This window comes from Ramlibacter montanisoli, from assembly GCF_013087525.1.
Lineage (GTDB): Bacteria > Pseudomonadota > Gammaproteobacteria > Burkholderiales > Burkholderiaceae_C > Ramlibacter > Ramlibacter montanisoli.
The window spans coordinates 2030965-2044503 of record NZ_JABFCS010000001.1 but is presented as its reverse complement, the minus strand read 5'-3'; the positions used below and the strand labels follow the sequence as shown (position 1 = coordinate 2044503).

Annotated in this window: 14 protein-coding genes and 3 pseudogenes; 13 read left to right on the top strand and 4 right to left on the bottom strand. The window is 70.4% G+C overall.

What is annotated here, in order from left to right; genetic code table 11:
- Positions 1-65: 65 nt before the first annotated feature.
- The 3 genes from HK415_RS10170 to fnr all read right to left on the bottom strand — a co-directional run bounded on the left by HK415_RS10170 (position 66) and on the right by fnr (position 1616).
- Positions 66-296: a CsbD family protein gene (locus HK415_RS10170; RefSeq protein WP_171558658.1), complete on the bottom strand. Its 231-nt coding sequence runs from the start codon at positions 294-296 to the stop codon at positions 66-68.
- 112 nt (positions 297-408) lie between these two features.
- Positions 409-753, bottom strand: a complete 345-nt coding sequence (locus tag HK415_RS10165) for a hypothetical protein (RefSeq protein WP_171558656.1) — start codon at positions 751-753, stop codon at positions 409-411.
- Between the two features lie 98 nt (positions 754-851).
- Positions 852-1616: a fumarate/nitrate reduction transcriptional regulator Fnr gene (gene fnr, locus HK415_RS10160; protein ID WP_171558654.1), complete on the bottom strand. Its 765-nt coding sequence runs from the start codon at positions 1614-1616 to the stop codon at positions 852-854.
- Between the two features lie 141 nt (positions 1617-1757).
- Here fnr and hemN point away from each other — a divergent pair.
- The 12 genes and pseudogenes from hemN (at position 1758) to HK415_RS10100 (ending at position 11567) form a co-directional block, all read left to right on the top strand.
- Positions 1758-3142: pseudogene (hemN, locus tag HK415_RS10155) on the top strand (oxygen-independent coproporphyrinogen III oxidase).
- Positions 3143-3202: 60 nt separating this feature from the next.
- Complete coding sequence (locus HK415_RS10150; protein WP_309246652.1) at positions 3203-3823, top strand: sulfite exporter TauE/SafE family protein; 621 nt, start codon at positions 3203-3205, stop codon at positions 3821-3823.
- Positions 3824-3848: 25 nt separating this feature from the next.
- Positions 3849-4040 (top strand): hypothetical protein, encoded by a 192-nt coding sequence (locus tag HK415_RS10145; RefSeq protein ID WP_171558652.1) that lies wholly within the window; start codon positions 3849-3851, stop codon positions 4038-4040.
- Between the two features lie 3 nt (positions 4041-4043).
- On the top strand, positions 4044-4520 hold the full coding sequence (locus HK415_RS10140; RefSeq protein WP_171558649.1) for a HugZ family pyridoxamine 5'-phosphate oxidase: 477 nt from the start codon (positions 4044-4046) through the stop codon (positions 4518-4520).
- A gap of 362 nt (positions 4521-4882) precedes the next feature.
- Entirely contained in the window at positions 4883-5560 is a 678-nt protein-coding gene (locus HK415_RS10135) for a 4Fe-4S binding protein (protein ID WP_171558647.1), read from the top strand.
- The gene (locus HK415_RS10130) at positions 5521-6615 is read left to right on the top strand and encodes a 4Fe-4S binding protein (protein WP_171558644.1); all 1095 of its coding nucleotides are present in this window, start codon (positions 5521-5523) and stop codon (positions 6613-6615) included. Before HK415_RS10135 ends, HK415_RS10130 begins: the two co-directional genes overlap by 40 nt.
- A gap of 115 nt (positions 6616-6730) precedes the next feature.
- Positions 6731-7174 (top strand): SRPBCC family protein, encoded by a 444-nt coding sequence (locus tag HK415_RS10125; RefSeq protein WP_171558642.1) that lies wholly within the window; start codon positions 6731-6733, stop codon positions 7172-7174.
- An 11-nt stretch (positions 7175-7185) separates the two neighbouring features.
- Positions 7186-7584 (top strand): VOC family protein, encoded by a 399-nt coding sequence (locus tag HK415_RS10120; protein ID WP_171558640.1) that lies wholly within the window; start codon positions 7186-7188, stop codon positions 7582-7584.
- A gap of 24 nt (positions 7585-7608) precedes the next feature.
- A complete protein-coding gene (locus HK415_RS10115; RefSeq protein WP_171558638.1) occupies positions 7609-8331 on the top strand; it encodes a sulfite exporter TauE/SafE family protein in 723 nt (240 codons plus the stop codon).
- Between the two features lie 91 nt (positions 8332-8422).
- Entirely contained in the window at positions 8423-8857 is a 435-nt protein-coding gene (locus HK415_RS10110) for a PaaI family thioesterase (protein WP_171558636.1), read from the top strand.
- Between the two features lie 139 nt (positions 8858-8996).
- Entirely contained in the window at positions 8997-9953 is a 957-nt protein-coding gene (gene murQ, locus HK415_RS10105; RefSeq protein WP_216369764.1) for an N-acetylmuramic acid 6-phosphate etherase, read from the top strand.
- 58 nt (positions 9954-10011) lie between these two features.
- Positions 10012-11567 (top strand): annotated as a pseudogene (locus HK415_RS10100) (L,D-transpeptidase family protein).
- Positions 11568-11584: 17 nt separating this feature from the next.
- Here HK415_RS10100 and HK415_RS10095 read toward each other — a convergent pair.
- Positions 11585-12826 carry an alpha-hydroxy acid oxidase gene (locus HK415_RS10095; RefSeq protein WP_171558634.1) on the bottom strand — a complete coding sequence of 414 codons (1242 nt, stop codon included), beginning with the start codon at positions 12824-12826 and terminating at the stop codon, positions 11585-11587.
- Positions 12827-12888: 62 nt separating this feature from the next.
- On the opposite strand from HK415_RS10095, the pseudogene HK415_RS10090 reads away from it, so the two are divergent.
- Positions 12889-13518, top strand: a pseudogene (locus HK415_RS10090) (LysR family transcriptional regulator); the annotation flags it as partial.
- Positions 13519-13539 lie beyond the last annotated feature (21 nt).

Here is a 13539-nt window from a genome sequence, read left to right as displayed (position 1 = left end):
GCGCCTGACGCGAGCCAATGAAGAAAGCCGGGGCGACCCGGCTTTCTTCATGTCCTGCAGGACGCTCAGCGACCCGAGCGGCGGGACACTTCGCGATCGATCTCGCGTTCCTCGACCTTGCGCTCCTTGTGGCGCACGGCTTCCTTGGCGTCGCCCAGGCCTTGCTGCAGGCGGCCCTTGGCCTCGGTGGCCTGGCCGCGCGCCACGGTGCTGCTGTCGCCGGTGAGGCGGCCCACCTGCTGCTTGATCTCGCCGGTGGCGCGGTTGGTCATGCCCTTGATCTGGTGCTTGTTCATCCGGAACTCCTCGATGAGTGGTTGATGCTTTCCATGTTGGGCCATCACGGTCATCCCGGCAGTGGCCAGCGGCCGCAATTGCCGTCCGCTTGCTTCTACAGCCGGCCATGGCTCACTGCAGGGTCTGGCCGCGCTGCGCCTGCCACCAGGCCATGAGCGCGCGGAAGTTGCCGCCGAAGCCCTGCTTGAGGAGGGCCTCGTAGCCGAAGGAGCAGACGGCCGCGCTGCTGAAGTCGAGCAGGCTCATGCTGGCGGCGGTGCTGCAGGCGGAGAAGATCTCCCGCAGGCAGGCCTGGGGCAGGCGTTCGTACTGGGCGAGGATGCCGGCGCGGTCGGACAGCGGGTCGCTCTCGCTGGCGGGGAGCTCGCAGGCCGGGGAGGATGGGTCCGCCAGGGCGGGCAGGCTGGCCGTCACGACGGCGGCGGCCAGCAGGCCGCGCAGGGCTCGTGGATCCATCCGACTCTCCTTCGCCGGCGCGCCGGCTGCGGCTCGAGGATCGCGCCTGGCGGCCCTGGCCGAATCAGTGAATTCCCACGCCCTGGGTCGGCGGAAAGCTAGAACGTGCTGCCGGGCTGCGCGAGCACGGCGCGCAGGCGCTCGACGTCGACGATGCGCACGTGGCGCTGGTGCACGTCGATCATTCCTTCCTCGGCGAAACGCGAGAAGGTGCGGCTGACCGTTTCCAGCTTCAGCCCCAGGTAGCTGCCGATCTCCTGGCGCGTCATGCGCAGCACCAGCTCGGAGCGGGAGAAGCCGCGGGCCTGCAGCCGCTGCACGAGGTTGAGCAGGAAGGCCGCCAGCCGCTCCTCGGCCCGCATGGTTCCCAGCAGCAGCATCACGCCGTGCTCGCGCACGATCTCGCGGCTCATGACGCGGTGCAGGTGGTGCTGCAGCGCGCCGACCTCGCGCGAGAGCTCGCCGATGCGGTCGAAGGGCAGCACGCAGACTTCCGCGTCCTCCAGCGCCACTGCGTCGCAGGTGTGGTGGTCGTTCACGATCCCGTCCAGGCCCACGATCTCGCCGGCCATCTGGAAGCCCGTCACCTGGTCGCGCCCGTCCTCCGCGGTCACGCAGGTCTTGAACACGCCCGTGCGGATCGCGTAGAGCGCGTGGAATTTTTCGCCGTTGCGGAACAGGGCCGTCTTGCGCTTGACCTTGCGCCGGGTGGCGATCAGCTCGTCGATCTTCGCCAGTTCCTCCTCGGACAGCCCGATCGGCATGCACAGCTCGCGCAGGCTGCAGTTGGAGCACGCCACCTTCACGCTGGCGGGGCTGAGCTTGGGCGGCGGTGCGGGATCGTTGGCAGCGGAGATGGACATTGGGGTTCTCACGGAGGAGTGCATGGATAGGCCTCTGATGTGGGTCAAATTGTCCCGGGCGCTTGGGCCCCGCGGTTGACTCAGATCAACCGGGTCGGCCTTCCCCCCCCCCACCATCTGGGCTCAATGGAACACGTTGCCATGACCTCTCCGATCTCCCCCGACCTGCTGCGCAAGTACGACGTCCCCGGGCCGCGGTACACCTCGTACCCCACCGCGGACCGTTTCGTCGAGGCGTTCGGCCAGACCGACTACCTGCAGGCCCTGGCCCAGCGCCGCGACGGCCCTGCCGCCATGGCCACCCCCTGTCGCTGTACGTCCACATCCCGTTCTGCGAGCAGCTGTGCTACTACTGCGCCTGCAACAAGATCATCACCAAGCACAAGGAGCGCGCCGCCCCCTACCTGCGCTACCTCAGCCGCGAGGTGGAACTGCACACCGAGGTGCTGGGCACCGGCCAGCCGGTGAGCCAGCTGCACCTGGGCGGCGGCTCGCCGACCTTCCTGTCCGACGACGAACTGCGCCAGCTGATGGCCATGCTGCGCCGCAACTTCGCGGTGGCGCCGGGCGCCGAGTGCTCGATCGAGATCGACCCGCGCACCGTGACGGCCGAACGCCTGCAGGTGCTGGCCGACCTGGGCTTCAACCGCATCAGCTTCGGCGTGCAGGACTTCGACCCGGACGTGCAGAAGGCGGTGCACCGCGTGCAGCCCTACGAGCAGGTCGCCGCGCTGATGGAGGACGCGCGCCGCATCGGCTTCGACTCGGTCAACGTGGACCTGATCTACGGCCTGCCGCGGCAGACCCCCGAATCCTTCGCCCGCACGCTGTCGCAGGTCGCGCAGCTGCGCCCGGACCGCATCGCCCTCTACGGCTACGCCCACCTGCCGGAGCGCTTCAAGCCGCAGCGCCGCATCATCGCGGTGGAACTGCCCGGTGCGCCCGCCAAGGTGAACATGCTGTCGCAGGCGCTGGCCGCCTTCCTCAGCGCCGGCTACGTGTACATCGGCATGGACCACTTCGCGCTGCCGGGCGACTCGCTCGCCGTCGCCAAGCGCCAGGGCCGCCTGCACCGCAACTTCCAGGGCTACAGCACCCAGGCCGACTGCGACCTGATCGCGCTGGGCGTCTCCTCGATCGGCAAGGTGGGCGCCACCTACAGCCAGAACGCGAAGACGATGGAGGAATACTGCGACCTGCTGGACCAGGGCAAGCTGCCGGTGGTGCGCGGCCTCGCGCTGTCCCGCGACGACCTCGCGCGCCGGGCGGTGATCATGGCGCTGATGTGCCAGGGCCAGCTGGTGTACGAGTCGATCGAGACCGCCTGGCTGCTGGACTTCAAGAGCTACTTCGCCGCCGAGATGGAGCAGATGCGCCAGCTGCAGGAGCAGGGCATGGTGGTGATCGACGACACCGGCATCCAGGTGACCGCGCAAGGCTGGTTCTTCGTGCGCGCCGTCGCCATGCAGTTCGACAAGTACCTGCAGGCCGACCGCAACCGCGCGCGCTTCTCGCGAATCATCTGAAATGAGCCTGACCCTCGCCGGCACCGCCTTCCTCATGGGCCTGGTGGGGGACCCCACTGCATGGCCATGTGCGGCGCGGCCTGCGGCGGCGTGGTCCGCGGCGCCGGCGCCAAGCCGGTGCGCGGCATGTGGACCTTCCAGGGCGGCCGCCTCCTCGGCTATTCCATCGCGGGCGGCGCCGCCGGCCTGGCGGTGCAGAGCTTCGCCTGGCTGTCCTCGCAGACCGCGGCGCTCAAGCCGGTGTGGACCCTGTTCCACCTGGCCGTGCTGCTGTGGGGCCTGGTGCTGCTGTCGCAGGCGCGCCAGCCGGCCTGGGTGGAATCGGCCGGCCGCACCGTCTGGGGCCGCATCCGCCCGATGGCGCAACGCCGCGGCGGCCTGCTGGCCACCGGCGCGCTGTGGGCCTTCATGCCCTGCGGCCTGCTGTACTCGGCGCTGCTGGTGGCCTCCCTGTCCGGCGGCCTGCTGGAAGGCGCGCTCAGCATGGCCCTGTTCGCGATCGGCAGCGGCATCTCGCTGGGCCTGGCGCCTTCGGCATTCCGCAAGCTGCAGGAGATGGGCAACCGCCTGCGCAAGGACTGGGGCACCCGCATCGCGGGCCTGCTGCTGGCCGCCACCGCGGCCTGGGCGCTGTGGATGGACATGGCCCACCGCGTCGCGGAGTGGTGCGGGCTCGCCTGAGCGCGGAACCGGCAGAATGCCGGTCATGGGCAAGCGCGGCGACGAGATCACGAAGACGGTGCTGCAGGTGCTGGCGATCGCCGCGCTGGCCGCGATCATCGGCGTCATCCTGCACAAGGGCTACACCGACTTCAGCGCGCTGGCGAAGCAGAACCCCGGCGGCGACTTCTGGCCGGCCCTGGGCCGCTACATCTTCCGCAACCTCGCAGGAGGATAGGTCATGAATGACGAACATTCCGCTTCCCTGAAGGACCTGCTGCAGCAGCAGGACGTCGCGGCCCTGGCGACGCTGCACAAGGGCGAGCCGGCCGTTTCCATGGTGCCGTACGCGCTGCTGGCCGACGGCAGCCTGGTCATCCACGTGAGCCAGCTGGCCACCCACACGAAGGACATGCAGGAGCACCCCGGCGTGGGCCTGCTGGTGCTGGGCGAACGCACGGCCGGCATGCTCCCGCAGCAACAGCCGCGCGCCTCCCTGCACGGGGAAGCCCGCCGCTGCCCGCCCGAGGCGCCGGAATACGCGGCGGCCCGCGGCGCCTACCTCGCGCGCTTCCCGGACAGCGAGCCGATGTTCGGCTTCGGCGACTTCTCGCTGTTCGTGATCCAGCCGCGCGCGGTGCGCTACGTGGCCGGTTTCGCGCAGGCGTTCTCGGTCATTGCGGAGGCGTATCACCGGTTGATGGCTGCGTCGGCGTAGAGCCGCGCCAGGCGAATTGCCTCCTTCGAACCAGCGGTGGCCACGCATTCCGCGCCCGCACGATGCAGGGCCGGGATGGGACTGTCCGACTCGGCGAAGTAAAGGAGGAGGCGGGGCCTTCAGGCCCCGCCGGGGGACATTCGCAGAGGCGGACAGTCCCATCCCGGCCCGGACCGGAGGCAACCGGGGTTCCCAGGCTTGGTTGCCAAAACCAGCCGCTTTTTTCGGGTTTGGGAAGAAAGGGACGTTCCACCCCTGATTTCGGGCTGCAGCCACGCTGCTTTGCCCGTCCGCAACCCGGCCTGGAACTTGCGCTATCCCGGCCAAGGAAAACCGGCGCGGCCCTGCTGCCGCGGACAACCATGTTCAAGCGCATCCTCCTGGCCCTCATCCTCCTGGTCGCCACCGTGGCTTTCAGCCCGGTGTTCGCGCACGGCAGCGACCCGCGGCCGGCCGCGGCCGCACCTTCCACCGCCACGGAACTGGCGGCACCGGACGAGGTCGCGGGGTCGGGCCAACCGGCGGCCGCCGCCGCTGCACAGCAGCCCGCCGAAGGCGCGAACGTCATGGTCCACCCCGGCCTGCCCGAGGAATGGCTGCAGGCTTCCATCGCCCTGATGGGCGTGATCGGCCTGTGGAGCCTGTTCGCGGGCAAGGCGGCCGAGTCGGCGCCGCGCAGCATCAACCTGGCGGGCGTGCCCGTCATCGGCGGGCTGGTGCGCTTCCTCAACGCCAGTCCCTATCCGCTGCTGGCCGCGCGCCTGGCCGCGGTGAGTGTGTTCCTGGTCGTGATTTCCGCCGGCTTCTTCGGCACCATCCACCCCGAACACAACATCGCCACCGCCTTCGTCTGGAACATCTGGTGGCCGCTGGTGATCGTGGCGGTGTTCTTCATCGGCTCCGCCTGGTGCGCGATCTGCCCCTGGGACACGCTGGCCGGCTGGATCGTGCGCCGCAGCTGGTTCAAGCGCGTGACGCCGCACCCCGGCCTGAACCTCAGGTGCCGCGCTACCTGCAGAACGTGTGGATCGCGCTGCTGATGTTCATGGGCCTGGCCTGGCTGGAGCTGGGCATGGGCGTGACCGGCAGCCCCGTCATCACCGCCGCGCTGGCCGTCTTCATGCTGGTGCTGTCGGTGGTCTTCCTGCTGGTGTTCGAGCGCAAGGCCTTCTGCCGCTACGCCTGCCCGGTCGGCCGCACGCTCGGCTTCTATTCGCGCCTGTCGCCCATCGCGGTGCGGCCACAGCTGCAGTCGACCTGCGACAGCTGCAAGACCATGGAGTGCTACCACGGCTCGCAGCTGATCGAGCCCTGCCCGAGCAAGCTGGTGGTCGGCCGCTTCAGCGAGAACACCAACTGCCTGTCCTGCGGCAACTGCGTGCTGAGCTGCCCGAGCAAGAACGTGTCCTGGCAGCTGCGCACCATGGACAACGAGGCGAAGAAGGCCGGCACGCCCGGCTGGGACGCCGCCTGGTTCATGCTGCTGCTGCTGGGCATCACCAGCTTCCACGGCGTCACCATGATCCCGCAGTGGGGCGAGTGGCTGCAGCAGACCGCCGCCGCCATCGGCGAAACGGGCCAGTACTACTTCAGCTTCGTCGCCGGCATGCTGGCCTCGTCGGCGCTGCCGGTGCTGGTCTACGGCATCGCGATCGCCGCGGCCAACGTCGGCGGCCAGGGCCTCACCTCCTACCGCAAGCTGTTCGGCGGTTTCGCCTTCACCGCGTTGCCGCTGGCCTTCGCCTACCACCTGGCGCACAACATGGACCACCTGCTGCGCGAAGGCGGCGACGTGCTGCGCCTGCTGATCAATCCCTTCGGCATCGGCATCAAGCCGCTGACCAGCGTGGAGCGGCACGACCTGATGATGCAGGTGGTGGCGCCGGAGAGCGTGGTGTTCACCCTGCAGGCCGGCTTCATGGTGCTGGGCTTCTGGCTGGCCGTGCAGATCGCGCGCTACCAGGCCCGCCGCCTGATGCCCGGCGATGGCATCGCCATTCGGCTGAAGATGATGCTGCCGCTGCTGGCCTTCTTCGCGGCCATCACGGCCGGCAACCTGTGGCTGCTGGCGCAGGACATGGAGATGCGCTTCTGAGTCCCGACACGGCGGTGGGGCCTTGCGGGTTTCCCCGGTCCTGCCGCCGTCGATTTCCCCGATAGTCGTTCGTCGTGCAGGCAGAGGGCCATCCTCTGCCAGCCAAGGAGCCACGATGAGCAACACCGTACGACTGCACCGCGTCCTGACCGCGCCGCCCGACCGCATCTACCGCGCCTTCCTCGATCCCCAGGCGATGGCCAAGTGGCTGCCGCCCAACGGCTTCACCGCCCAGTTCGACCGCATGGACGCCAAGGTGGGCGGCAGCTGGCACGGGTCCTTCACCAACTTCGGCAACGGCCACAAGCACTCCTTCGGGGGCAAGTACCTGGAGCTGGTGCCGGGCGAGCGGCTGCGCTACACCAGCGCCTTCGACGACCCCAACCTGGCCGGCGAGATGACGACCACCGTCACGCTGCGCAAGGTGTCCGTGGGCACCGAGATGCACGTGGTGCAGGAAGGCATTCCGGAGATGATCCCCGCCGAGGCCTGCTACCTGGGCTGGCAGGAGTCGCTGCAGCTGCTCAAGCAGCTGGTCGAGCCCGAGATCCCGGGCTGAGGTCGGCGCGCATGCACAGGAGCCGCCTGGGCACCATCGTCATCGACTGCCAGACGCAGGACGTGGAGGCCGCCACCGCCTTCTGGTCGCAGGCGCTCGGCTGGCCCGCGCGCCCGCTGCAGGATCCAGCGGACGCGAACTACCGCGTGTTCGCGAGCCCGCCGGAGCAGCCCACCGTGCTGGTGCAGGCCGTGTCGCACCCCAGCCGCGTGCACATCGACATCGAGACCGACGACGTCGAGGCCGAGGTGGCGCGGCTGGAGGCGCTGGGCGCGAAGCGCGTGCAGTTCGTCAAGCGCTGGTGGGTGATGGAGGCGCCGACCGGCCAGCGCTTCTGCGTCGTGCGGCCGCAGCGCGCCGATTTCCCCGGCGACGCCAACACCTGGAACACGCCGGGGCAGGGCAGCTGAGCCGCTGCGGCTACGCTCGGGGGCGTGGACTACCTCCTCGTCCTGGTCGCGGGGCTGCTGGCCGGCACGCTGGGCGGCATCGTCGGCACGGGCTCCTCGCTCGTGCTGATGCCCATCCTGGTGGTCATGTTCGGGCCGCGCCATGCCGTGCCGATCATGGCGGTGGCGGCCATCATGGGCAACCTGGGGCGCGTGCTGGCCTGGCGGCGCGAGATCGACTGGCGTGCCTGCTTCGCGTATTGCGCCACCGCCGTGCCGGGCGCGGTGCTCGGTGCACGCCTGCTGCTCGCCATTCCGCCGGGCGTGGCGGAACTGGCTCTGGGCATCTTCTTCCTCTCGCTGATCCCGGTGCGGCGCTGGCTGGCGAAGCACGAGCTGAAGTTGTCGCTGGTGCACCTGGTGCTGCTCGGCGGCCCGCTCGGACTGCTCACGGGACTGGTGGTCTCGACCGGCCCGCTCACCGTGCCGCTGTTCACCTTCTACGGCCTGGAGCGCGGCGCCTTCCTGGGCACGGAGGCGGCGGGATCGATCGGCGTGTACCTCGCCAAGGTCGCCACCTTCCAGGCTTTCGGCGCCTTTCCGCTGGAGGTGCTGGTGCAGGGACTCATGGTCGGCCTCACGCTGATGGCGGGCTCCTTCGCCGGCCGCTACATCGTGCTGGCGCTGTCGCCGGGGGCGTACCGCTCGCTGATCGACGGGCTGATGCTCTGCTCGGGCCTGTCGCTGATCTGGGCGGCGGTGCGCTAGCACTGTCGCTGCGGCGACCGAGGGTCGCTGCGATGACAAGGCGGTGGCGAACGCCCCCGTAGATTGCGGCTCTCGACCCCAGGAGCACGCCATGGCCGACACCTCGCCCACCCCCGATGCGCTGACGCTGATCCGCGGCATCAATGCCGGCGCCCCCTTCAACCGCTGGTGCGGCATCGAGGTGCTGTCCGCCGGCGAGGGACGCGCCGAGATCGCGATGCCCTGGCGCGAAGACGTGGGCCAGTACTCCGGCTTCCTGCACGCCGGACTGGTCGGCGCGCTGATCGACACCGCCTGCGGTTTCGCGGCGGCCACCGTCGTGGGCCGCGTGCTCGCCTCGCACTACGCGGTGAACTGCCTGCGCCCGGCGGTGGGGCAGCGCTTCATCGCCCGCGCCCGCGTCGTGAAGCCCGGCCGCACGCAGGTGTTCACGGCCTGCGAACTGTTCGCCGTGGGTGCGGAAGGCGAGAAGCTGGTGGCGACCGGGGAGACGCTGCTGACGCCGGTGGAAGCCCAGCGCGGCTGAGTTCGCACCGCAAAGGTGCCGCTGAGGTAGCACGCGAGGGCTTTGCGGCCTGGATACCACAAAGGATTCCTCGCAGTTCCTACAGCTTGACCCCTCGCATGGCAGGAGGATCGCATCACCTCTACCATGGGACATCCTCATGCCTGAAGTGAAGGCCGTTCCGCCCACCATGGACGCGCGCAAGCCGTCATCGCCGTCTCCCGCCACGCCGCCGCTCGACGCGCGGCTGACGGAGCAGCGCAACCCGCGCAGCATGCGCATCGACCAGCTCTCCTCGCTGGAGATCGTGGACCTGATCAACAACGAGGACCGCCTCGTCGCCGCCGCGGTCAGCGAGGAGCGCCTGCAGATCGCGCGCGCCATCGACCTCGTGGTGGACTGCCTCGGTCGGGGCGGCCGCCTGGTCTACGTGGGCGCAGGCACCTCGGGGCGCCTGGGCGTGCTCGATGCATCGGAGATGCCGCCCACCTATCGCACGCACCCGGACATGGTCCAGGGCGTGATGGCCGGCGGCTACGAAGCCTTGCTGCGGGCGCAGGAAGGCGCCGAGGACCATCCCGGCGACGGCGCCGCGGCGATGGACGACCGCAACGTTGACCGACGCGATTTCGTTCTGGGCATCGCCGCCTCCGGCACCACGCCCTACGTGCACGGCGCGCTGGCGCGTGCCCGCGAGCGCGGCGCGCGCACCGGCTTCCTGCTGTGCACCTACCCGTCGGAGGAACTGCTGCAGTCGCACGACGTGGTGATCGCGCCGCTGGTGGGGCCGGAGGTCGTGACGGGTTCGACGCGCATGAAGGCCGGCACCGCGACCAAGATGGTGCTGAACATGATCAGCACCGGCGCCATGGTGCGCACCGGCAAGGTGTACGGCAACCTGATGGTGGACCTGCAGGTCACCTGCCAGAAGCTGCAGGACCGCGGCGAGCGCATCCTGATGGAAACGCTGGGGGTGGACCGGCCGGAGGCGACGCGCCTGCTCGATGCGTCGGGCGGCCACGTGAAGACCGCGATCGTGATGTGGCGCTCCGGCGTCGACGCCGCCGAAGCGCGCCGGCGGCTCGAGCAGTCGGGCGGTTCGATTTCCGGCGCCTAGCGAACGCAGGCGCCGTCGCGGGGCGCACCCCGCCGCGTGGTGCACACTGGGCACCCGTATGACCTTTCCGCGGCGCTCGTTCTTCCTGGCAGCCTGCAGCCTGCTGCTCCTCGTCGACGGGGCCCGGGCCGCGGGCAACGAAGCGCCTGCGTGGTTCTCCGCAGGTCGCCCCGTGCCTGCGGCGGCGCAGGCCGTGGCGGTGCTGCAGGCCGCGGCCGACCAGGGGCTGGACCCGCGCGATTACCAGGCGGCGTCGCTGCAGCAAGCGCTCTCCGGCGCGGCGGCCGGCCCGCCGCTCGCGCCGGACCGGCAGGCAGCGCTCGATGCGGCACTGAGCGCCGCCTTGCGCCGCTACCTCGCCGACCTGCAGGTGGGCAGGGTCGACCCCGCGAGATCCACGCGCGCTTCGACGTGCAGCGCAGGCCCGCCCCCGACGCTTCCTCCGTGCTGCGCGAGGCCGTGTCGCAGCAGCGGCTGCCGCAGGCGCTCGCCGAGGCGGAGCCCCGCATCCCGATGTACGCGGCGCTGCGGCGCGCGCTGGTGGCGTACCGGGCGCTGGCCGACCATCCGGCCTGGCGCGGCAGCCTGAGCATGCCGCGCCGCAAGCTCTCGCCGGGCGACGCCTACGACCAGCTGCCCGTGCTCGCGCAGCGGCTCGAGGCGCTGGGGGACCTGCCCGCGGGTGGCGCCGTGCCCCCGCGCTACGAGGGCACGCTGGTCACGGCGCTGCAGGCCTTCCAGGAGCGGCACGGCCTGGCGGCGGACGGCGTGCTGGGCGCCGCCACGCTGCAGCAGCTGAACGTGCCTCCGGCGCGGCGGGTCCGCCAGATCGAACTTGGCCTGGAGCGCCTGCGCTGGACGCCCTTGCTGCAGGCCGCGCGCATGGTGGTGGTCAACGTGCCGGAGTTCGTGCTGCGCGCCTACGAGGTCGAGGGCACGCAGGTGCGGGTGCGCCTGCAGATGAAGGTGATCGTGGGCAAGGCGATGGACACGCGCACGCCGCTGTTCGACGAGCCCATGCGCTTCATCGAGTTCAGCCCCTACTGGAACGTCCCGCCCTCCATCGCGCGCGGCGAGGTGATTCCGCGGCTGCGGCGCGACCCCGGCTATTTCGACCAACAGGGCTTCGAGTTCGTCACCGGCTCCGGTGAAGTGGTGGGCAGCCTGTCGGCCGGTGCGCTCGATGCGGTGCTGCGCGGGGCCTGGCGCATCCGGCAGCGGCCGGGGCCGAAGAACGCCCTGGGCGACATCAAGTTCGTGTTCCCGAACAAGCAGAACATCTACCTGCACCACACGCCCGCGCCGCAGCTGTTCCAGCAGGCCCGGCGCGACTTCAGCCACGGCTGCATCCGCATCGAGGCGCCGGTGGAGCTCGCGAAGTTCGTGCTGCAGGACAGCCCGGAATGGAGCGAGGAGAAGATCCGTGAGGCGATGGAGGCGGGGGTGTCCCGCACGATCCCGCTGAAGCACCCGCTGCCCGTCCTGATCGCCTACAGCACGGTGATCGCCAAGGCCGGGCGCCTGTTCTTCTACTCCGACCTTTACGGGCACGACGAAGTGCTCGACCGCGCGCTGCGTGCCCGGACCGCCGCCCTGCCTTCGTTGATTCGCTAGGGGCCTGGGGGAAGGGCTCAGCCGCCGGCCTTGACCAGGTAGCTGGCGTCGAGTTCGCCCAGCGTGTTGACGCCCAGCATGGCCATGTTGCGTGAAACCTCCTCGCGCAGCAGCGTGATCGCACGGCGCACGCCCGGCTCGCCGGCCACCGACGCGGCGTAGTTGAAGGGCCGGCCGATGAAGACGAACTTCGCGCCCAGCGCCAGCGCCTTGAGCACGTCGGTGCCGCGGCGGAAACCGCTGTCCACCATCACGGGCACTTCGGGGCAGGCCTGCACGATGCCGGGCAGCACGCGCAGCGGCGGCACCGTGCCATCGAGCTGGCGGCCGCCGTGGTTGGACACGATGATGCCGTCGGCACCGCAGCCCACGGCGATGCGCGCGTCGCGCACGTCCAGGATGCCCTTGATCACCAGCTGGCCCGGCCAGATGCGGCGGATCATGCGGAAGTGCTGCCAGTTCAGGTGGCCGCGGTCGGAGAAATCGCGCTCGACGCTGGGCGACAGGATGGGGGCGCCGCGCCGCGCGTGGTTGTTCTCGAAGTGCGGCATGCCGTGCACCGCGATCGTCTTCAGGAAGGTCCCGAACAGCCAGCGCGGATGCGTGATGCCCTGCCAGGCCAGCGAGAGGCTGGGACGCAGCGGCGTGGAGAAGCCGGCGCGGATGTTCTGCTCGCGGTTGGAGGCGATCGACGCATCGACCGTGATCACCAGCGTGCGGTAGCCGGCGGCCTGCACGCGCTGCACCAGCGCCACGATGTTCGGCTCGTCGCCCGGCAGGTAGGCCTGGAACCAGGCGTCGGGATTGGCCTGCACCACGTCCTCCATCCGGATCAGCGAGGAGCCGCTCATGACCATCGGCACGTTCTCGGCGGCCGCCGCCTGCGTCAGCACCAGGTCGCCGCGGTAGGCGGACAGCGCGCTGATGCCCATGGGGGCCAGGCCGAAGGGCGCGGACCAGCGCTTGCCGAACAGGGTGGTGGCGGTGGTGCGCCGGGAGATGTCCACCAGCATGCGCGGCAGGAATTCGTACTGCGCGAAGGAGGCCGCGTTGGCGCGCAGCGACTGGTTGCGCTCCACGGCGCCGCAGATGTACGCGAACACCGGCGCCGGAAGGTGGCGGCGCGCCGCCTGTTCGAAGTCGTCGAGCGAGAGGACGTGGCCGAGGCGGGCCGGCAGCGGGGGAGCGGGCGTGCGCGCGGGAGGGGCCAGCCCGGGCGGCGCTGCGGCGGCGGTGCCGGCGGAGGGATCGATCTGCATGGGAGCCGCCAGTGTCCGCCAGCCGGACGGTGCGCGTCCAATACATAATCGGGCCGGGATTGATGCCCTGCAGGCATCGCAAGACCGTGGTCGATATCCGCCAGCTGCGCTATTTCCAGGCCGTCGCCGAAGAACTCCACTTCGGCCGCGCCGCCGCACGCCTGGCTATCGCGCAGCCGGCGCTGTCGCGGCGGCAGGTGCAGCAGCTGGAAGAGGCACTGGGCACGCCGCTGCTGCGGCGCACGCAGCGCCGCGTGGAACTGCTGCCGGCCGGCGCGCTGCTGCTGGAACGCAGCCGCGCCATCCAGCAGGACCTGGCGCGCGCGCTGAGCGATGTGCGCCGCACCGGCGCCGGCGAGCTGGGGCGGCTGGCGCTGGGCTTCATCCACTCGTCCACCTACGGGCTGCTGCCCTCGATCATCGGGCGCTTCCGCCAGCTCTATCCGGGCATCGAGCTGGAACTGCACGAGCTGCCGATCACCGCGCAGCACGCGGCGCTGGTGCGCGGCACCATCGACCTCGGGCTGCTGCGCGTGCAGGCCGCGCCGGCGGAGCTCGAAGTGGTGCCGGTGATGCCGGATCCCTTCGTGCTGGCGGTGCCGGCGAAGCACCGGCTGGCCGCGCGCACCCGCGTGCGCCTGAAGGACGTGGCGGGCGAGCCCTTCGTGATGTTCTCCAAGGACGGCGCGCCGCTGTTCCCACGCGCGCGTGCA